This is a genomic window from Pseudomonas sp. MWU12-2029 (assembly GCF_023242425.1).
GTDB lineage: Bacteria > Pseudomonadota > Gammaproteobacteria > Pseudomonadales > Pseudomonadaceae > Aquipseudomonas > Aquipseudomonas kribbensis.
Map to the genome: position 1 here is coordinate 131,601 of NZ_JALJDY010000002.1, position 19,932 is coordinate 151,532.

21 protein-coding genes are annotated in these 19,932 nt (G+C 61.3%); 10 read left to right on the top strand and 11 right to left on the bottom strand.

What is annotated here, in order from left to right:
- Positions 1 to 40 precede the first annotated feature (40 nt).
- Positions 41 to 934, top strand: coding sequence for a DMT family transporter (locus tag M5B44_RS05570; protein WP_248738502.1), 894 nt, complete (start codon positions 41 to 43; stop codon positions 932 to 934).
- On the opposite strand, the gene M5B44_RS05575 is transcribed toward M5B44_RS05570, so the two are convergent.
- From M5B44_RS05575 to M5B44_RS05585, 3 genes are all read right to left on the bottom strand, one after another.
- Positions 931 to 1,821 carry an esterase/lipase family protein gene (locus M5B44_RS05575; RefSeq protein WP_248738503.1) on the bottom strand — a complete coding sequence of 297 codons (891 nt, stop codon included), beginning with the start codon at positions 1,819 to 1,821 and terminating at the stop codon, positions 931 to 933. The two genes, M5B44_RS05570 and M5B44_RS05575, sit on opposite strands and share 4 nt — an antisense overlap.
- A 91-nt stretch (positions 1,822 to 1,912) precedes the next feature.
- On the bottom strand, positions 1,913 to 2,218 hold the full coding sequence (locus tag M5B44_RS05580; protein ID WP_011332220.1) for a DMT family transporter: 306 nt from the start codon (positions 2,216 to 2,218) through the stop codon (positions 1,913 to 1,915).
- Positions 2,219 to 2,857, bottom strand: a complete 639-nt coding sequence (locus tag M5B44_RS05585; protein WP_114881240.1) for an FMN-dependent NADH-azoreductase — start codon at positions 2,855 to 2,857, stop codon at positions 2,219 to 2,221.
- Positions 2,858 to 2,965: 108 nt separating this feature from the next.
- Between M5B44_RS05585 and M5B44_RS05590 the strand changes: the two genes are divergently transcribed.
- Together M5B44_RS05590 and M5B44_RS05595 are read left to right on the top strand one after the other, a co-directional pair.
- Positions 2,966 to 3,895, top strand: coding sequence for a LysR substrate-binding domain-containing protein (locus tag M5B44_RS05590; RefSeq protein ID WP_248738504.1), 930 nt, complete (start codon positions 2,966 to 2,968; stop codon positions 3,893 to 3,895).
- A gap of 90 nt (positions 3,896 to 3,985) precedes the next feature.
- Positions 3,986 to 4,516, top strand: coding sequence for a ferritin-like domain-containing protein (locus M5B44_RS05595; protein ID WP_085711185.1), 531 nt, complete (start codon positions 3,986 to 3,988; stop codon positions 4,514 to 4,516).
- 102 nt (positions 4,517 to 4,618) lie between these two features.
- Here the strand turns inward: M5B44_RS05595 and M5B44_RS05600 are convergent, their stop codons facing one another.
- The gene (locus M5B44_RS05600; protein WP_248738505.1) at positions 4,619 to 6,694 is read right to left on the bottom strand and encodes an AsmA family protein; all 2,076 of its coding nucleotides are present in this window, start codon (positions 6,692 to 6,694) and stop codon (positions 4,619 to 4,621) included.
- 375 nt (positions 6,695 to 7,069) lie between these two features.
- Here M5B44_RS05600 and M5B44_RS05605 point away from each other — a divergent pair, with 375 nt between their 5' ends.
- From M5B44_RS05605 to M5B44_RS05635, 7 genes are all read left to right on the top strand, one after another.
- Positions 7,070 to 7,534 carry a hypothetical protein gene (locus M5B44_RS05605; RefSeq protein ID WP_248738506.1) on the top strand — a complete coding sequence of 155 codons (465 nt, stop codon included), beginning with the start codon at positions 7,070 to 7,072 and terminating at the stop codon, positions 7,532 to 7,534.
- Between the two features lie 175 nt (positions 7,535 to 7,709).
- A complete protein-coding gene (locus tag M5B44_RS05610; protein ID WP_007950628.1) occupies positions 7,710 to 8,342 on the top strand; it encodes a TetR family transcriptional regulator in 633 nt (210 codons plus the stop codon).
- 203 nt (positions 8,343 to 8,545) lie between these two features.
- The gene (gene ureE, locus M5B44_RS05615; protein ID WP_085711182.1) at positions 8,546 to 9,046 is read left to right on the top strand and encodes an urease accessory protein UreE; all 501 of its coding nucleotides are present in this window, start codon (positions 8,546 to 8,548) and stop codon (positions 9,044 to 9,046) included.
- The gene (locus tag M5B44_RS05620) at positions 9,043 to 9,717 is read left to right on the top strand and encodes an urease accessory protein UreF (RefSeq protein WP_248738507.1); all 675 of its coding nucleotides are present in this window, start codon (positions 9,043 to 9,045) and stop codon (positions 9,715 to 9,717) included. Before ureE ends, M5B44_RS05620 begins: the two co-directional genes overlap by 4 nt.
- 23 nt (positions 9,718 to 9,740) lie before the next feature.
- Positions 9,741 to 10,355 carry an urease accessory protein UreG gene (ureG, locus tag M5B44_RS05625; protein WP_007950645.1) on the top strand — a complete coding sequence of 205 codons (615 nt, stop codon included), beginning with the start codon at positions 9,741 to 9,743 and terminating at the stop codon, positions 10,353 to 10,355.
- Positions 10,356 to 10,382: 27 nt separating this feature from the next.
- Positions 10,383 to 10,955 (top strand): HupE/UreJ family protein, encoded by a 573-nt coding sequence (locus M5B44_RS05630; RefSeq protein ID WP_248738508.1) that lies wholly within the window; start codon positions 10,383 to 10,385, stop codon positions 10,953 to 10,955.
- 100 nt (positions 10,956 to 11,055) lie between these two features.
- The gene (locus M5B44_RS05635) at positions 11,056 to 12,189 is read left to right on the top strand and encodes an AGE family epimerase/isomerase (RefSeq protein WP_248738509.1); all 1,134 of its coding nucleotides are present in this window, start codon (positions 11,056 to 11,058) and stop codon (positions 12,187 to 12,189) included.
- A gap of 39 nt (positions 12,190 to 12,228) precedes the next feature.
- Here M5B44_RS05635 and M5B44_RS05640 read toward each other — a convergent pair whose 3' ends face one another.
- The 7 genes from M5B44_RS05640 to M5B44_RS05670 all read right to left on the bottom strand — a co-directional run bounded on the left by M5B44_RS05640 (position 12,229) and on the right by M5B44_RS05670 (position 19,901).
- A complete protein-coding gene (locus tag M5B44_RS05640) occupies positions 12,229 to 13,134 on the bottom strand; it encodes a cation diffusion facilitator family transporter (RefSeq protein ID WP_248738510.1) in 906 nt (301 codons plus the stop codon).
- A 174-nt stretch (positions 13,135 to 13,308) separates the two neighbouring features.
- On the bottom strand, positions 13,309 to 14,073 hold the full coding sequence (locus M5B44_RS05645; protein ID WP_115076362.1) for an SDR family oxidoreductase: 765 nt from the start codon (positions 14,071 to 14,073) through the stop codon (positions 13,309 to 13,311).
- Positions 14,074 to 14,820: 747 nt separating this feature from the next.
- Entirely contained in the window at positions 14,821 to 15,537 is a 717-nt protein-coding gene (locus tag M5B44_RS05650; RefSeq protein WP_248738511.1) for an ABC transporter ATP-binding protein, read from the bottom strand.
- On the bottom strand, positions 15,534 to 16,406 hold the full coding sequence (locus M5B44_RS05655; protein ID WP_065258801.1) for an ATP-binding cassette domain-containing protein: 873 nt from the start codon (positions 16,404 to 16,406) through the stop codon (positions 15,534 to 15,536). Before M5B44_RS05655 ends, M5B44_RS05650 begins: the two co-directional genes overlap by 4 nt.
- The gene (gene livM / locus M5B44_RS05660; RefSeq protein ID WP_114881230.1) at positions 16,403 to 17,704 is read right to left on the bottom strand and encodes a high-affinity branched-chain amino acid ABC transporter permease LivM; all 1,302 of its coding nucleotides are present in this window, start codon (positions 17,702 to 17,704) and stop codon (positions 16,403 to 16,405) included. The genes M5B44_RS05655 and livM overlap by 4 nt, the downstream gene beginning before the upstream one ends.
- Before the next feature lie 3 nt (positions 17,705 to 17,707).
- On the bottom strand, positions 17,708 to 18,622 hold the full coding sequence (locus M5B44_RS05665) for an ABC transporter permease subunit (RefSeq protein ID WP_007950661.1): 915 nt from the start codon (positions 18,620 to 18,622) through the stop codon (positions 17,708 to 17,710).
- 145 nt (positions 18,623 to 18,767) lie between these two features.
- Positions 18,768 to 19,901 carry a branched-chain amino acid ABC transporter substrate-binding protein gene (locus M5B44_RS05670; protein WP_248738512.1) on the bottom strand — a complete coding sequence of 378 codons (1,134 nt, stop codon included), beginning with the start codon at positions 19,899 to 19,901 and terminating at the stop codon, positions 18,768 to 18,770.
- Positions 19,902 to 19,932 lie beyond the last annotated feature (31 nt).

Here is a 19,932-nt window from a genome sequence, read left to right on the forward strand (position 1 = left end):
GGGATAATCACCGTTCATCAACGTACTGGTTTCTCTTCCCATGCAATACGCGTTTCCCCTGCTGGCGATTTTCATCTGGGCCGGCAACACCGTGATCAACAAGCTGGCCGTCGGCGCGATCTTCCCCGCCGAAATCGGCTTCTACCGCTGGCTGCTCGCCGGGCTGCTGTTCACCCCGTTCATGCTGAAAAAGGTGATTGCACACTGGCCGCAGATCCGCCCGAACCTGGGCAAGATTTTCATCCTCGGCGTGCTGGGCATGGCGGTCTATCAGAGCCTGGCTTACTTCGCGGCGACCATGACCAGCGCCACCAACATGGGCATCATCCTGTCGTTGATGCCGTTGATGTCGCTGGCCATGGCAATCATAAGTCTCGGCCAGCGCCTGACCGCCGGCGCGCTGGTCGGTGCGGTGCTGTCATTTGCCGGTGTGCTGGTGGTGGTGTCGTCCGGCAGCCTCGGCGCGCTGCTGCAACACGGGGTGAACCTGGGTGACGCGATGATGCTGATTGCCACCCTCGCCTACGCGATCTACAGCACGCTGCTGAAAAAATGGCAGCTGCGCCTGCCGCCGCTGGTGTTGCTGTACCTTCAGGTGCTGGTGGCGGTGGTGGTGCTGTTTCCGTTGTACGCCATGTCCCCGAAGACCGGCCTGACCCCGCAAAACATTCCGCTGGTGCTGTACGCGTGCCTGCTGGCCTCGATGCTCGCGCCGCTGGCGTGGATGCAGGCCGTGCAGCGTTTGGGGCCGAGCCGGACCACGCTGTTCTTCAACCTGCTGCCGCTGATCACCGCGCTGATTGCTGCGGTGGTGCTGAAGGAACAACTGGCGATGTATCACCTGGTCGGTGGCTTGCTGACGCTGGGCGGGGTGATTCTTTCCGAGCGCTGGACCACCGTCCTCGGCCGCTCCCGCACTCCAAGCGCCGCCTAGACCCCGGCGGCTTTCAACCGCGCCGCGTGCTCGACAAACAGCCGCACCGGGTCCGCCCCTTTGCCGACCAGTCCCAGTGACTGGTTGACGATATCGAAGTGATCCATCGGGTAGTCATCGCCGATGACCGTGCCGAGGTGCGAGCTGTAGCGTCCGACCATGCCGTCGCACTGTCCCGGCTCGCGCACGAAGGTTTTGGCGAACAACCGACAGCTGCGGTTGGTGCCGTCGAACAGGTTGCCGCCGTGATCGGTCTTGCCCGGCTGCAAGGTGCCGGACCATGAGTAATAACGCACGCCGTTGACCTCTTCCGGCCCGTGCCCGCCCCACGTTTCCGGCAAGCCCTGTGGATAACGCTGGTTGAACAGCGCCACCCCTTCAGTGGTCAGGGAGTTGTGCGAAGCATGGATATCCACCGGCAGTTTCGGCCCGTGGTAACCGGTTTCCATAAGTGCCATCAGCCAGCCGACAAAACGCAACAGCGCCTCGAGGATGCGGCCCCGAGCGCTGTCCGCCGGATAGTGCTTCGCCAGATAGTCAGCCAGTTCCGAACCATGATTGGGCCCGGCCACCGAGGTCACCGAGGCCACCAGATCCGGGCGTTTGGCTGCCGCATAACGCGCCGTCAACGAGCCCTGGCTATGGCCGAACAGATTGACCTTGTCCGCACCAGTCTCGCGCAGGATTTCATCGATCCGCGCCAGCAACTGCTCGCCGCGCACCTCGGTGGAATTGAGCGGCGACACCTGCACCGCAATCACCGTCGCCCCACCCCGGCGCAACGCTTTGATGATCCCGTACCAGTACGGGTACAGCACCAGACGGATGAAACCGAGCATTCCCGGCACCAGCACCAGTGGATAACGTGTGGCCGAATCCTGCGACATGGGCAGACATCCCTGTGGTCGGTGGGTGGAGGCATGATGTGCAAAACGCCCGCCAAGCATCCTCCTTGATGATGACAACTCCACGACCAGCCTACTTCAGCCCCACCACCCCCGCCACAATCAGCCCCACCGACAGCAACTTCACCAGCGTCAGGCTTTCGCCCAGTAGCGCGAAACCGAGAAACACCGTACCGAGCGAGCCGATGGCGGTCCAGATCGGGTAGGCAATGCTCACCGGCAGCTCGCGCATGGCCAGGGTCAGGAAATAAACCCCGCCCACCGCCGCAACCACGGTGATTAGCGACGGCCACAGCCGGGTGAAACCTTCGGCGTATTTCATGCCCATGGCGAAGGTGACTTCGAACCCGGCGGCGATCAGCAGAAACAGCCAGGCCACCTAGAACTCCCGGGCCAGGTCGAGCAAGCGCTGCTCGGCCTCGGCCACCGACACCGCAAAGGTGCGTTCGGCGGATTCTTCGCCCTCGGCCGCGACCACCGTGACGTCGTTGATGCCGATGAAGCCCAGTGCCGTGCGCAGCCACGGGTCGGCGTGGTTCAGCGCCTCCAGCTCACCACCCGGGCCGAAACCGAAGCCACCGCGACTGGTGACAATCAGCGCTCTCTTGCCCTTCAACAGCGGCGTGTACTGGGCCACGCCGTTGTCTAGGGTGTGGTCGAACGTCAGGCCCAACCGCACGATCTGATCGACCCAGGCCTTGAGGCCGCTGGGCACGTTGAAGTTGTACATCGGCGTGGAAATCAGCAGCAGGTCGTGATCGAACAACTCCCCCACCAGTTGATCGCTGAGGGCCAGATCGGCTTGCATCGACAACGGCCGTGCTTCGGGCTCCGGATAAAACGCCGCCGCGACAAATGCCTCGTTGACCGCCGGAATCAGTGCACGCCCCACCTCGCGGCGGGTGACTTGTGCCTGTGGATGACGGACTTGCCAGGCACTGAGAAAACTTTCCGCCAGGCGCCGTGAATGGGAACGCTCACCGCGTGGGCTGGCATGGATCGCAAGAATCTTGCTCATCTGAAACTCCTTGGGGCTAGACTTGAGTGACTGTGTGGCGCCAGATTGCAGGCATCACTTCTTCACCTCAAATGAGCAAAAATCAGTCTGGATGAATTGTTTTCATCCATGGAGCTTTCCATGTTCGCTTCACTGCCATTGACCGCCCTGCGCGCCTTCGAATCCGCCTCACGCCTGTTGAGCTTCAAGGCGGCCGCCGAAGAACTTGCGGTGACGCCGACGGCGATTTCTCATCAGATCCGCTCGCTGGAAGACTGGCTCGGCGTGGCGCTGTTCGAACGCCTGCCGCGTCAGGTGCGCCTGACCGAGGGCGGCGAGCGGCTGTTCCGCAGCCTGCACGGCGCGCTATTGGAAGTGGCACAAAGCGTCGACACCCTGCGCCCGCAGCGCAGCGGCAGCAGCCTGACGCTGTCGACCACCGCCGCGTTCGCCGCGCTGTGGCTGGTGCCGCGACTGGGACGGTTTTATGCAAAGCACCCGAACATCAACGTGCGGCTGGACACCCATTGCGAAGTGATCGACCTGCATCAGGACGCCAGCGTCGATCTGGTGCTGCGCTACAGCCTCGACGATTACCCGAACCTCTACGGGTTGTGCCTGTTCGATGAATCCTTCGGCGTTTACGGCTCGCCGGAGCAGGTGGCGCTGGCCGCCCGTCGCACGCCATCGCTGATCAGCGTGCACTGGCACAACTCGAAGCTGTACGCCCATGGCTGGGAAGCGTGGTGCGGCAAGTCCGGGGAGAACTGGATGAACCAGCATCCGGTGATCCGCGAATACGACGAAGAACACTACGCCCTGCAAGCGGCCATCGCCGGACAGGGGTTGGTGCTGGCAAGCAATATTCTGGTGTCGGAGAGCGTCGCCAGCGGTTTGCTGGTGCCGTACAAGGGCGAGGTGCAGGTCGATGGCGCGGGCTACAGCGCACTGTGCGTGCCGGGTCGCGAGCGGCATCCGCCGGTACGCGCATTCTTCGCCTGGTTGCAGGAAGAGGCGCAGCTGTCCGGGCTATCACCGAGATCCGCGAAAAATACATAAAACTTTTTGCAGCGCGCATCACTCACAACCTGGGTAGCGATCACGTCGGCAGAACGTGGCGCCAATCGGATTAGCCTCCAGGAGACTGAAATGAGTGACCTGCATTTGTCTGATGTTCAAACCCTGCGCGAGCGCGCACGACAACACGTCGAAAACGGCGCAGTGACCGAAAGCTACAGCGCCAATCGAGAAGAAGTGCTGCGCCTGCTCAATGAATCGCTGGCCACCGAACTGGTCTGCGTCTTGCGCTACAAGCGCCACTACTTCATGGCCAACGGCCTGAAAGCCAACGTCGCCGCCGACGAATTTCTCGAGCACGCCACTCAGGAAGCGGCTCACGCCGACCGCCTCGCCGAGCGCATCGTGCAACTGGGCGGCGAGCCCGAGTTCAACCCGGATCTGCTGTCGAAGATGTCCCACGCGCAATACGTGGCCGGCAAAACCCTGAAGGAAATGGTCTACGAAGACCTGGTGGCCGAGCGGATCGCCATCGACAGCTATCGCGAGATCATCCAGTACATCGGCGAAAAGGATCCGACAACGCGCCGGATCTTCGAAGACATCCTGGCTCAGGAAGAAGAGCATGCCGATGACATGGCGGACATCCTGAAAGACCTCTGATTACTCCAGACCCAATCGCGGGCAAGCCCGCTCCCACAGGGTTTTCACTGAACCTGTGGGAGCGGGCTTGCCCGCGATAGCTTTCTGATAAACGCTAAAGAATCATTTGGTGGGTTTGACGGTCACGGGTGCCTTGCCCGCCTTCATCTGCTCCAGCAACGGCGCGCACTGGTTCGGCTCGCCACCACTCGGCGCCACCAGTGCCAGCAACCCCGCCGCCGGTGCAGCGATCACGCCGAGCGCCACCATGCCGGCACCGCGCAGCATCAACGGCACCGCTTTGACCCCGGCGTCCGGCTTGATGAACTTGCCGCGCACGTACAACGGCGAACGCAGGGAAATCAGACGCCAGCCTTTGGATTCCGGTGTCACGGTCAGGTCCAGTTGCTCGGTGGCCATGTTCGCCGTGCCGTCGATGTAGATGATCGCGTTCTCGGTATCGAACACGAACAGCCGCGTGGTCGCCAGGCCGGTCTTGATATCAAAATCCGCCGCCGCGCAATTGATCTTCACTTCCTTGTCGCCAAAGACCTTGCCAACCACGTAGTTGCCGACGTTGAGTCCCGCCAGCTCCATCAACTCCCGGCTGATCGCGCCGTCGTTGATCAGCATCTTCAGGTTGCCGTTGGCGCCGCCCAGCAGTTTGGCCACCGAGTTGCCGCGACCGCTGATGTCGGCATCGCCGTTGAGCTCGCCGAAACTGGTCTTCATCGGCTCGAAGGTCGGGAACAGCTGCTTGAGCTTGAACTTGCGTGCGGTCAGTTTCGCCCGGCCTTCCAAAGGTTCGGTGCGGCCGTTGAGGCGGATCTGCGCATCAAGGTTCCCGCCGGCCACGCCGAAGCGCAGCGGTTCCAGGCTCAGTTCGCCGTCGTTGAGCTTGAGGTGGGTATAGAGGTCAGTGAACGGCAGCTTCTCACTGTGAACGATGCGTTTGCCGGTAAATTCGACGTCGGCGTCCATCGCCCGCCAACGATCGGTCTTGAACTCTTCCACCGGCAGAACCTTGTCCGCCGGTTGCTTGCTCTCGCCACCACGGGCCTTTTGCTTGTCGTTGGAGTCTGCGCCGATCAGCGGCGCGAGGTCGACAAACAGCAGTTGATTGGACAGCAGCGCTCCGCTGAGTTTGGGCCGTGGCTGGCTGGCAACGTAAGCCAGGTCACCGTGAATGTCGCTGCCACCGATCTTGCCGTTGAACTGCTCGTAGCGGAACTGCGCGCCGTCCGGCTCATGCAGCTTGGCGATCAGATGACCGTCGGTGGAATACGGCGGCGTATCCGGCAGAGTGACGCCAGTCAGCGGATAGAGATTGCCGAGGCTGGCACCCGCCAGTTTCAGGCGCAGGTCGAGGGCGCCGAGGTTCAGCGGATCAGTCAGGGTGCCGGCGAGTTCGATGCTGGTTTCGCCGATCTTCGCCTGGGCCTGCAGCGGGAACGGTTTGGCCGCATCCTGCAGGGCCAGCAGGCCGCCGACCTTGCCTTGTCCGGTGAGTTTCTGACCGTGGTACTGGCCGGTGACTTTCAGTGCAAAAGCGTAATCCTGCGGTGCACCGCCCTTTTCCAGCGCGGTTTTCGCCGCTTTGTCGCCGACGATTTCGCTGAAGGGAATCGGCTTGCCCAGCGGATCGATCAGCAGATCGAGGTTGGTCTTGAGGGTCTGGTCGTCCAGGGTGACGTGTCCCTTGTCGAAACCGATGGCGCCGATGTCCACCACCCAGTTCGACGGTTCCGCATTCGGGTCCTTGGGATCGAATTTGAACGTCCAGTTGGCGCGGCCATCGGCCAGACGCTGCAATTGGGCGTTGGGTTCGGTCAGGTCGATGCGCGGGATCGTCACCCGTTGCGCCAGCAAGGCCAGCGGCGAGATGCGCAACTCGACCTTTTTGAGGGTGACCATCTGCGGCTGCTTGGACCAGTCCGGGTTGCCCAGGGTCAGGTCTTCGGCCACCACATGGGGCCACGGCACCCAGGCGCGCCAGCCGCCCTCGTCCGGTTCGCGCTGCCAGACCACGGCGAGGTTGCCATTGATGGCGAACGGTCGGTGCAGTTCTTCCGAAACTTTGGCGTTGAGCGGCGGTTTGATCCGGTTCCAGTCGAAGAACACGATGATCAGGACCAGCACCGCCAGCAACAGCACGAGGGTGGCGAAGGTCCAGGCGAAGATTTTACGGGTGCGCGTCATGCACAAAGCTCCTGAAAACGACTGCGGATCGACGCCGCTGATACAACGGGCCATGCAAGGCCCTCATGAAGTCTACGACTGACAAACCGCCCGCAGGTTTAATCGAAAGCCCCATCGGGGCCAAAAAACGGTGGCCATTCTGACCGATCGGTCGAATCGGCGTTACCGCCCCCGCACTTTTGCGGGGCGCAAGTGGGTGGAAAATACCCACCGCAGTGCAAAACCGCCCGCCTGAAACGCCCGAGCTAGAGCCTCCCAAGCGAACAATCAATTCTGTTGATTATTACCATTGTGTTTATGAACTTTTATATCGACTTATCGAGAGTAGCATTGGCTTCGTACCCACTTTATCGCCCTCCCAAGGAGCAACCCATCATGAAACGCCAACTTCTGTTCAGTCTTGCCCTCTCGATGCTGGCCAGCACCGCTTTCGCTCTGCCAGCTACCGATCAGGCTACCCCGCAAGTGAAATCCAGCCACTCGGTGTTCAGCCAGACTGTCGCGGCTGACGGTTCGGACCGCACTCCACAAGGCCAGACCCTGGCTGAAAACGGTCGCAACCGTCTGGAAGAAAAAGGTCTGGTTCAAGATGGCTATGACAAGACCCCACAAGGCCAAACCTTAGCTGAAGGCGGCCGTGATCGTCTGGAAGAGAAAGGTCTGGTCCAGGACGGTTATGACAAGACTCCACAAGGTCAAACCCTCGCTGCTGACGGCTACGACAAGACCCCACAAGGTCAGACCCTGGCTTCCGACGGCTACGACAAGACCCCACAAGGTCAAACCCTGGCCGAAGGTGGTGGTGACCGCGTGATCGAACGCAACAGCGCTTTGAGCTAAGCCCGTGGCGGCCTGGAAGAAAAGCCCAATCCCCGGATTGGGCTTTTGACTTTTCAGATGCCGGCATAAAAGAAGTCGAGATTTCCCTGCTCACTCTCCCCCGCTGCCGTTCGACGCCGGCAAAGCCGATTTGCTAGAGTGCGGCGCTTGTCTTGCCTAAGAACACACCCTTGCGATGCTGCCCCGCGCCGAACAGAAACAACAAACCCGCAACGCCCTGATGGACGCTGCCCGCCACTTGATGGAAAGCGGCCGAGGATTCGGCAGCCTGAGCCTGCGTGAAGTGACGAAAACCGCCGGCATCGTGCCCACCGGTTTCTACCGGCATTTCGCCGACATGGACGAACTCGGTCTGGTACTGGTCAGCGAAGTCGGCCAGACCTTCCGCGAAACCATCCGCCTGGTGCGCCACAACGAATTCGTCATGGGCGGGATCATCGATGCCTCGGTGCGGATCTTCCTCGACGTGGTCAGCGCCAACCGTTCGCAATTCCTGTTTCTGGCCCGTGAGCAGTACGGCGGATCGCTGCCGGTACGTCAGGCCATTGGCCGTTTGCGGGAGGACATCAGCTCCGACCTGGCGGCGGACCTGGCCCTCATGCCCAAGCTCCAGCACCTCAATCGCGAGGGACTGAGCGTGATGGCCGACCTGATCGTCAAATCGGTGTTCGCCACCCTGCCGGACATCATCGACCCGCCCGCCGAAGCCCTGCCCGAACATCTGACGCCCCAGGCGAAGATCACCCAGCAGTTGCGCTTCATCTTTATCGGGTTGAAGCACTGGCAAGGGCTCGGCAGTACCGAGTGAGTCAGCAAAAAATCGCAGCCAAGGCTGCGATTTTTTTTGCGCCGCAAATTGGTGCATGTAAAAAACTTCATGCACCAAAACACCTCACAATCCTGCAACATCTTGAAACATCCGCTAGTCTCCGACAGGGTTTTCCTACGTCTCGTCCGATTGGCAAGCCCCTTGCTCTAGCCTGAGCATTGTTCTTAGCAGGAAGCTTTCCGATGCTGGTGATTCATCGCAGAATCGATCCCCAACCCGTCTGGGCCGCCGAGTTGCACCTGACCTTCGAGGCCAGGAGCAAAAGCCGTCTGCGCTGTTTCAGTGCCGACGGCGAAGACGTCGGACTGTTTCTGGAGCGCGGCCAGCCGCCGCTGCATGACGGCGAATGCCTGCAGGCTGAAGATGGCCGGATCGTCCGGGTCTGCGCCCGCCCCGAACAACTGTTGCACGTCACCTGCGCCAACGCCTTCGAACTGACCCGCGCGGCCTATCACCTGGGCAATCGCCATGTAGCGCTGCAAGTCGGCGATGGCTGGTTGCGCCTGCTCGACGATTACGTACTCAAAGCCATGCTTGAGCAACTGGGTGCGCAGGTGGAGTCCATCGAAGCCCCGTTCCAACCGGAACACGGCGCCTACGGTGGCGGCCACCACCATTCGCGGCACGGTGAAGAAGACTTCAACTACGCGCCGAAACTCCACCAGTTCGGCGTCCGTTTGTGAACCCGGCCTGGGCGCTGCTGCGCCTGGCCAGTCCGCAACTGCCGATTGGCGGCTACAGCTATTCCCAGGGTCTGGAGATGGCTGTGGATAACGGCCGAGTGAATAACCCGGACAGCGCCCGGCGCTGGATCAGCGATCAATTACTGCTCAACCTCGCGCGGTTCGAGGCTCCCCTGCTACTCGCCCATTGCCAGGCGGCAGCGGACGAACGCTGGGATGAATTGCGCAAGCTCTGCGAAAGCCACCGTGCCAGCCGCGAAACTCGCGAACTGCATCTGGAGAGCCGGCAGATGGGTTACTCGTTGCAGCAATTGCTCAACGGCTTGCCCGAACTCGATCAGGCCGCGCGGGACTTTCTCGAACACTGCGACGAACCGCATCTGGCCCTGTGCTGGGCACTGGCGGCCCGCGCCTGGCAGATCACCCCGCAGGACGCCCTCGCCGCCTGGCTGTGGAGCTGGCTGGAAAACCAGCTCGCGGTGCTGATGAAAACCTTGCCGCTGGGCCAGCAAGCCGCCCAGCGCCTGACCAGCGAACTGCTGCCGCTGTTGCAACAGGCCCAGCAGGACGCCACCCGAATCAATCCCGAACACCTCGGCAGTGCCGCGTTCGGTCTGTCCCTGGCGTGCATGGCCCATGAGCGCCAGTACAGCCGCCTGTTCCGTTCCTAGGGCCTTTCAGTCTGGAGAATCACATGAACACACAACCCCTGCGCGTCGGTATTGGCGGCCCGGTCGGTTCCGGCAAAACCGCGTTGACCCTGGCCCTGTGCCTGGCGCTGCGCGAGCGCTACAACCTGGCAGTGGTCACCAACGACATCTACACCCGCGAAGACGCCGACTTCCTGGTGCGCAACGAAGCTCTGGCGCCGGAACGCATCATCGGCGTGGAAACCGGCGGCTGCCCGCACACGGCGATCCGCGAAGACGCCTCGATCAACCTCGAAGCGGTAGATCAACTGAACCGGCGCTTTCCGGGGCTGGACCTGATTCTGGTGGAGTCCGGTGGCGACAATCTTTCCGCAACCTTCAGCCCGGAACTGTCCGACCTGACCATCTACGTGATCGACGTGTCGGCCGGCGACAAGCTGCCGCGCAAGGGCGGGCCCGGCATCTGCAAATCCGACCTGCTGGTGATCAACAAGATCGACCTCGCGCCGCTGGTCGGGGCCTCGCTGGAGATGATGAACAGCGACACCCAACGCATGCGCAACGGCAAGCCGTTCGTGTTCAGCAACCAGAAAACCGGTCAGGGCCTGGAAGACATCATCGCCTTCATCGAACGCCAGGGCCTGCTGACTGCAGCCTGATTCACAGATCAACAAGGAAGCTTCTCCATGACACTCAAACGCATTCTCGGCGCCGTCGCACTCCTGCTGACACCGGCACTGGCCTTCGCTCACCCCGGCCACGGCGACTCTGGCCTGGTGGCGGGCATCAGCCACCCGATCGGCGGCCTCGACCATTTGCTGGCGATGGTGGCCGTCGGCCTGTGGGCGGCGCAGCAGCAAGGCGCCGCGCGCTGGGCGCTGCCGTGCACCTTTGTCGGCACCATGCTGATTGGCGGCCTGCTCGGCTTTGAAGGACTTGAGTTGCCGGGGCTGGAAAGCGGGATTGCCGCTTCGGTGCTGGCGCTGGGTCTGGCGGTGGCGCTGGCGGTGCGTCCGCCATTGGTAATGGCGGTGGCAGCGACGGCGCTGTTTGCACTGTTCCATGGCGTGGCCCATGGTCTGGAGTTGCCGGACATGTCGAGCCCCTGGGCGTATGCCGCCGGTTTCGTGGCCGCGACGGCTGCGTTGCACGCGGCGGGTTATGCGGTCGTGCGTTTTCTGCCTCAGGCTGCCGCGCCGCTGGTGCGACTGGCCGGAGCCGCTTCGGCGGTAACCGGCGCGTGGTTGCTGGCAGGCTGAATGGCACCTCTGATCGTTCCTGCGCATGGCGCGGGAACGATCGATCGCCACTCTCTGCTACCATGTCGCGCAATCGCCCCTGCCGTGACGACGTCCGCCCATGCCCCACGCTTCCCGCTCCGCCTCCCTGCCTGAATTGACCACCCTGTTCGGTGAAGTGCAACAGCACTTTCTGGACGTGATCGTGCCCCTCTGGCAAGGACCGGGCTGGAACGCCGACATGGCACTGCCTTACGAGGCGCTCGACGCCGCGCATCAGCCGCTGCCACCGCAACGCTATCGGGCCATGGCCTGCGCACGGCAGCTGTACCTGTTTTCCAGCCTGATCGGGGTTGTGGATAACGCCGAAGTTCGAGCAGCCGCTCTGTTCCGCTCACTGCAACGGCACTTCCACGATGCCGAATTCGGCGGCTGGTTTTACAGCATCGATCCACAGGGCAAACCGCTGGATCAGCGCAAGGACCTCTACACCCACGCCTTCATCCTGTTCGCTTGCGCCCACTATTGGGACAAGTCTCGTGAGCCGTTGGTGGAATCGACCCTGAACGCTGCACTGGAAGTCATCGGCCGGCGCTTCGCCACCGGTGACGGCCTCTACGAAGCCTGCCTCGACCGCGACTGGATCACGCTGCAAACCGGCCCGCTGCAAAACCCGCTGATGCACCTGGCCGAAGCCTTCCTGGCCACGTTGGCCGTGCGTGAAGATGCGCCGGTCAAGCAAGCGCTGAGCGAGTTATGCACAGCCATGCACAAGCACTTCGTCGATCCGCAGGCCGGTGTGCTGATGGAAAAACCGCTGGGGGCTGTGGATAACTGGTATGAGCCGGGCCATCAGTTCGAGTGGTATTTCCTGCTGGAATCATCGGCTCTGCTGCGCGGTTCGAAACTGCATGCCGCGCTGGACCGGGCCTTTGCCTTCACCGAGCAATACGGCGTGGTGCAATCGTCCGGCGCGGTACGGGCCATGCTCGATCTGAATATGGACGGGCGGCCGAAAGATTCGACCCAGCGCATCTGGGCCCAGGCCGAATACCTGCGCGCCCTGACCTTGCGCCCGGACAGCGAAGCCGCCGTGTTGCGCCAGTTGCAGGCGTTGCAGCAGCGCTTCCTGCACGCGGGTGGCTGGCATGAATGCCGCGACGAACAGGGCGAGGTCAGCCGCAAGGACATGCCGTCGACCACGCCGTATCACCTGGCGACCTGCTATCGCGGCCTCGCCGACTATCTGAGCTGACTGCAGTGGCGAGGAAGCAAATTCCCTCGCCACGCAACATCAGGCAATCCACTTCCTGTCGCCGGTGAAGCTGATGGTCAGCCAGCGCGCCGCATCCGGTTTGCCCAGCTTCGCGGAAATCTGCTCACGCAGCCCATCCAGCTGACCGACGCTCTGCAACCGGTAATCCGCCGGCAACACCACATGAATCTCGATAAATCGCGCCCGCCCGTGCTTCTGCACGTAGGACACATAATCATCGAAACCATGCTCGACCTTCGCCACCTCCATCACCTCGCGCACCTGCTCGTCCAGCGTGTCCGGCGCAATGCCGAGTACGTCACGCAGCGCCGGACCGAGGATCTTGAACGCCGGAGGCAGCATGGTCAGGGCCAGCACGATGAGGATCAGCGGGTCGACGAACTTCGCCCATTCGCCATAGCCCTGGGACTTGAGCAGCAGCGCCGCGAGGAAACTGATCAACAGGCCCACGGACAGCATCGCGTCCACCAGCCAGCTGATGTTGTCGAACTGGATCAGGCTCGACTTGAGCTTGCGATTGCGGTGGCGTACATAAAAGAAGTAGGCGAACTCGACAACGGTGAACACCGCCGCGTAGATGATCACCAGGCCCAGCTCGATTTCACGACCGCCATTGATGATGCCGAACACGCCGTTGAGAAACGCGTAGATCGCAATCAGCAGCAGGAAGCTGCCCTCGATCAGCAGCACCATCGGCTCCAGGTGCCAGAAACCGAACTGGAAACGCTGGTTGCTTTGCTTGGCGATCAGCTTCGCGGTGATCAGCATCAGGACTTTGATGAACGTGGCAATCAGCGAAAAAAAGCCATCGAACAGGATGGACTGGGAACCCGAAACAAAACCGGTGGCGATCCCGGCGATCGACACGGCGAACATCAGAAGGGTCGATTGTTTGAGCAGCGACTGCTCACCTCGGTTACTCACTTTGACTCCTCGAAAAACCTTGATAACCGCAGGGTGCGGTTGGGTTGTTGAGGGATGAGTCTACCTTACTGCCAGATTCTGGCCGATTTGCCCTCTTCGCCAGCCCGCGGGCTCCCACATTAAAATGCAATCAATGTGGGAGCCAGCCTGCTGGCGATGGGCCGTTAAGCGGTCTTAAACCTTGTTACGCTCGATGGCAAAACCCGCCCAGGTCTGGCTCACCGGCATCAGTTCCAGGCTGTTGATGTTGATGTGCGCCGGCGCATTCAGTACCCAGAAAATCGTTTCGGCGATGTCCTGCGGCTGGATCGGCTCGGCACCGGCGTAGGTCGCGTCGTAACGCGCCTGGTCACCGGCGAAGCGCACCAGCGAGAATTCGCTCTCGCACAGGCCCGGCTCGATGTTGCTGACGCGAACGCCAGTGCCCTGCAAGTCGCAACGCAGGTTCAGCGAGAACTGTTTGACGAACGCCTTGGTCGCGCCATAAACGTGGCTGCCCGGGTACGGGTAGTTACCGGCGATGGAACCGAGGTTGACGATGCCGGCGCCGCGACCATGGGCGATCAGGCGTGGCAGCAACAGGCGAGTGCTGTACATCAGGCCTTTGACGTTGGTGTCGACCATGGTGTCCCAATCGTCGAGGTCGCACTTGGGGGCAGGGTCCACGCCCAGCGCGAGACCTGCGTTGTTGATCAGGCCGCGCAGTTTGGCGAAGGATGGCGGCAGGTTGGCAATCGCCTCCTCCATCGCCTTGCGATCACGCACGTCCAGCACCAGGCCATGCACTTCGGTCTGCTTCGACAGCTCGGCGCACAGCGCGTTGAGGCGTTCTTCACGACGACCGGTCAGCACCAGTTTCCAGCCGGCCTCGGCAAAACGACGGGCACAGGCTTCACCAAAACCGGACGTCGCGCCGGTGATAAACAGGGTGTTGGACATCGTGTTCTCCTTGCTTCGGCCACCCGGGGCGGCCATTGGAATAGAAAATCAGCAGGCAGCATGCCCGGCCCTGCTTTAACCGGCAACCACCGAACCCTGCTCATTAATTGATCAATCGCCGCTACGCCATACGCACCGTGGCCTGTAGCCATGTGCACGCACGTTATCCACAAGCCCTTCCACAGTTTCCGGGGGCAAGTGGAAATACGCAAAGCCGCGCCACACAAGGCTTTGCGCGGCAAAAGCAAAGTTTTTCGCTTGACCCTGATCCGCCGTTTGTGCCGGGCAAGGCATTCTGCACGACCGGCCGGTCACCGCCGTGATTGCGCAGGGCCAGTAATCACGGCCCTCAGCGCAGTCTTTCCAGAGTTTAATCACAGACTTATCCACAGGCTTGCTCACATGCATTCGTCTGTTTTGCCGTGGCCATAAAAAGGTTGACAAACGGGTCTCCAGCAACCGGCAAAAACCCTGATCAAAAAACAACCACACGCCTGCAAGCCACGGTTTTAAAGGCTATCAGCCAGCTACTCCCACGTTATTCACAGCCGGCTCCACAGCAAACGGGGACAAGTCAAAACTGTGGAAAAACAGCGATTTGCAGCGTCTATATGTCGCGCTTTGGCAGGTTGGTGATTTTGTTTTCCACAATTTCGGGAATGGCGTGGATCGTGATCGATTCTGGATACAAAAAAGCCCCGGGACTGGCGTCTCGGGGCTCTTTATCGCTGTGGAAAACCTGAGAATTCAGTGCCCGCCGAGATAGGCGTTACGCACTTCCTCGTTCACCAGCAATTCCTTGCCGGTACCCGTCAGGCGGATCTCGCCGTTGACCATCACATAGGCCCGGTCGGACAGCCTCAACGCATGGTTGGCGTTCTGCTCGACGAGGAAAATAGTCATGCCGGTTTTCGCCAGTTCCCGCAGGGTCGCGAAGATCTGTTTCACCACGATCGGCGCCAGACCCAGGCTAGGCTCATCCAGCAGCAACAGCTTGGGTCGGCTCATCAGGGCCCGGGCGATGGCGAGCATTTGCTGTTCGCCGCCGGACATGGTCATGGCGCGCTGGGTGCGACGCTCTTCGAGCCGCGGGAACAACTCGAACATGCGCTGCATGTCCTCCTTGGCGTACTTGTCGCCGATCGGAATGGTGCCCATCAGCAGGTTTTCCTCGACGGTCATGTCGGGGAACACCCGCCGCCCTTCCGGCGACTGCGCGATGCCGTTGGAGGCAATGTAATGCGATGACTTGTGGGTAATGTCCACGCCCTGATAAAGGATCTGCCCGCCCGCCGCCCGTGGCTGGCCGAAGATCGACATCAGCAGCGTCGACTTGCCCGCACCGTTGGAGCCGATCAGGCTGACGGTTTCCCCTTCGTTGATCTGCAGCGAGACGCCTTTGAGTGCCTGGATCGGGCCATAGAACACGTCCAGATCCTTGAGTTCGAGGATGGGTTGCGTCATACGACTTCCTCTTCGTCGGCGCCCAGGTAAGCCGCAATCACCTTCGGATCGTGGCGGATATCGTCCGGACCGCCCTCGGCGATGACGATGCCGTGGTCCAGCACCACGATGTGATCGGAAATGCTCATTACCATGCCCATGTCGTGTTCGATCAGCACCACGGTCAGATCGTGCTCGTCGCGCAGCAGCCGGATCATCGCGCTCAGCGCTTCGGTTTCCTGAGGGTTGAGGCCGGCGGCCGGTTCGTCGAGGCAGATGATCTGCGGCCGCGTGCACATGGCCCGGGCGATCTCCAGTCGGCGTTGCTGACCGTAGGACAGTTCACCGGCCAGACGGTTGGCGCAGTCCACCAGATCCACCACTTCCAGCCAGTAGAACGCGCAGTCCAGCGCGTCGCTTTCGGCCTTGCGATAGCCCTTGGTGTTGAGGATGCCGGCCAGCATGTTGCGGTTGACCCACATGTGTTGGGCCACCAGCAGGTTTTCCAGCACCGACATTTCCTTGAACAGGCGAATGTTCTGGAACGTCCGGGCCAGCCCTGCGCGGTTCACCAGGTGGGTGCCACCGAACATTTTGTAATACAGACGACTGGCAAAGTTTTTCGGCGAGACGAAGTCGGTCGGTTTGAACGACTCGCCCAGCAGTTTGATGACGTTGGTCTGCTGGCCGCGCACGTTGAGCTCGATCTTGCCGCCGGAGGCCTTGTAGAAACCGGTCAGGCAGTTGAACACTGTGGTCTTGCCGGCACCGTTGGGGCCGATCAGGGCGAAGATCGAATTGCGTTTGACCTTCAGGCTGACGTCGCTCAAGGCCTTGATGCCACCGAAGTGCATCATCAGTTTTTCAACAGAGAGTACGACTTCACTCATGGCGCAGTCCTCTCATAGTGAATGGCACCTTTGCGTGGAGTGACCCCGGTACGGCTGATGCGGATCAGCCCGCGAGGTCGCCAGATCATCATCAACACCATCAGAATCCCGAACAGCAGCACGCGGTATTCGGCGAAGCCGCGCAGCAGTTCCGGGGCGACGGTCAGCACGAACGCTGCGATCACCACACCGATGGTCGAACCCATACCGCCGAGCACGACGATGGCGAGGATCAGCGCCGATTCGAAGAAGGTGAACGAGGTCGGGTTGACGAAGCCTTGGTAGGTGGCGAAAAACACACCTGCCAGACCCGCCGTGGATGCACCGATGGTGAACGCCGAGAGCTTGACCAGCACGTGGTTGAGGCCCATCGAGCGGCAGGCGATCTCGTCTTCACGCAGGGCTTCCCAGGCGCGGCCGACCGGCATCTTCACCAGACGATGCTTGATGTACAGCACGGCCAGCACCACCAGGAACAGCACCGCGTAGATGAAGTAATACTTCACGTCCGGGTTGTAGGCGATGCCGAAGAACTCGTGGAACGGCACCCCGCCATCCTTCGCCCGCTTGCCGAACTCCAGACCGAAGAAGGTCGGCAGTGGCGCCGGCATACCGTTCGGACCGCCGGTCAGGGACAGCCAGTTGTTGAGGATCAGACGGATGATTTCACCGAAGCCGAGGGTCACGATCGCCAGGTAGTCACCGTGCAGACGCAGCACCGGGAAGCCAAGGATGCAACCGGCCAGGCCAGCGGTGATCGCCGCCAGCGGCAGCACCGTCCAGAAACCCAGCCCGAGGTACTGATAACCGAGCGCCAGACCGTAGGCGCCGATGGCGTAGAACGCCACGTAACCGAGGTCGAGCAGGCCGGCCAGACCGACCACGATGTTCAGCCCCAGCCCCAGCAGCACGTAGATCAGTCCGAGGATGACCACGCCCAACAGGTAGGAATTGGAAACGAAAGGCACGATCACCGCCAGCACGATCAGCAGCGGGATGATCCAGCGCAGCCTGGACTTGTGATCGGCGGGCAGCACATGCACGCCGGAACCGGTGCTCTCGAAACCTTCGAGGATTTTCAGGCCCTTGGGGGTTTGCAGGAACAGGCTCAGGGCAAAGCGGCCGGCCATGACGATGGCAATGATCCACGCCACGCGGGTCGGTTCGAGGTTGAAGCTGTAGCCGTCGAGTACCACGCCGACAATCGGCCCGAACACGATCAGGGCAATCAGACCGGCGAGAATCGCCTCAACCAGGCTTTTTTTGACATCAATGGATTTTGTAGTGGTTGAAGACATCGCTTACACCTTCGACACAAGAGGACGGCCCAGCAGGCCCTGAGGCCGGAAGACCAGAACAAGTACGAGCAGCGAGAAGCTGAACACGTCTTTGTAGTCGGAGTTGACCAGGCCCGAGAACAGCGACTCGGAGATCCCGAGGATGATCCCGCCCAACATGGCGCCAGGCAGCGAGCCGATCCCGCCGAGCACCGCGGCGGTGAACGCCTTGATGCCGATGACGAAGCCTGCGTAGAAGTCGAACGTGCCGTAGTTCATGGTGATCAGCACGCCGGCCAGGGCCGCCATCGCTGCACCGATGATGAACACATAGGAAATCACCCGGTCGGTGTTGATCCCCAGGATCGAGGCCATCTTGCGGTCTTGCTGGGTCGCGCGGCACATGCGGCCGAGCTTGGTGTACTTGATCACATAGGTCAGCAGGCCCATTCCGACGAACGCCGCGACGAGAATGAAGATCTTGGTGTAGGTCAGCTGGACGAAGCCCGAGCCGACGTCGATGCGCCAGGCGCCGGTAAGCAGCGTCGGAACACCCTGTTGGCGGGCGCCCTGGCTGATCTGGGCATAGTTTTGCAGGATCAGGGAGATACCGATGGCGCTGATCAGCGGAGCCAGTCGGGTGGAGTTGCGCAGTGGTTTGTAGGCGATGCGTTCGATGACCCAGCCATACACCCCCGTGACGACGATGGTGAAGACCAGTGTGCCGAGCATCAGCAGCGGGAAGGATTCGATACCGAAGTAAGCCAGCAGAGCCAGACTGATTGCCGCGAGGTAAGCGGAAATCATGTAAACCTCGCCGTGGGCGAAGTTGATCATGCCGATGATGCCGTAGACCATTGTGTAGCCGATGGCGATCAGGCCATAGACCGACCCGAGGGTCAGGCCGTTGACCAGTTGCTGCAGGAAAATACCATCCATAACGCAATCTCACGCAGTGAGAACCTGCACACCCGGGGGCGCGCGGTTCTTCTAGGAAAAATACAGATTTACGTCGGAGCAGTGTCAGCCACGACCGGACTGCCCCCACAGAAGTTCTGCGGAGGTCAGCCGATCGCGTCAGCCCTTACTTCTGCTTTTCCAGCTGGTGATATTTGCCGGTCGCGTCCCACTGGTAGACCACGTAGTCGGAGACTTTCAGGTCGCCCTTGGCGTCCCAGGTCTTCTCGCCCATCACGGTTTTCACAGGGTTGGCTTTCAGCCATTTGGCAGCGTCTTCGCCCTTGTTGGACTTGGCGCCGTTGAAGCCGGCGGCCAGGGCCTGGATCGAGGCGTAGGCGTACAGGGTGTAGCCTTCAGGCTCGGTGCCGGATTTGCGGAACTGCTCGACCACAGTCTTGCTTTCCGGCAGCAGGCGCGGGTCGGCGCCGAAGGTCATCAGCACGCCGTCGACGTATTGCGGGCCGCCGGCGGTGGTCACCAGTTCGTCAGTCACGATGCCGTCGTCAGACATGAACTTCACGTCTTTCAGGCCTTCGGTACGCAGTTGCTTGACCAGTGGACCGGCTTCCGGGTGCAGGCCGCCGAAGTAGACCACGTCGGCACCGGCCGCGCGGATCTTGGTGACCACGGCGCTGAAGTCTTTCTCGCCACGGGTCAGGCCTTCGTACAGCACCGGCTTCACGCCACGTTTTTCCAGCTGTGCCTTGGTCGCATCGGCCAGGCCCTGACCGTAGGTGTCCTTGTCGTGCAGCACGGCCACTTTCTTGCCCTTGAGCACGTCGACGATGTAGTCGCCGGCGACGATGCCTTGCTGGTCGTCACGGCCGCACATACGGAACATGGCGCTCAGGCCGCGCTCGGTCACCTGCGGGTTGGTGGAACCCGGGGTGATCGCGATGATGCCGGCTTCGTCGTAGATCTCCGACGCAGGAATGGTGGAGGACGAGCAGAAGTGGCCGACCACACCGGCGACTTTCTGGTTGGTGAGGTCCTTGGCGACCGTCACCGCCTGTTTCGGTTCGCAGGCGTCATCGCCTTTGACCAGGACGATTTTCTCCCCGTTGACGCCGCCCGCCGCGTTGACCGCATCGGCCGCCGCTTGTGCCCCCTTCATGTACTGCTCGCCAAATGCCGCGTTGGCGCCAGTCATGGGGCCCGCCACACCGATTTTCACATCAGCTTGTGCAAACGCAGAAACACCCAGCGCAGTAGCCACTGCGAGGGCCAGAAAGCCTTTCTTGTAAAACGTCTGGGACATGAGGTGGTGCTCCAAGGTTTTTTTTAGTTGG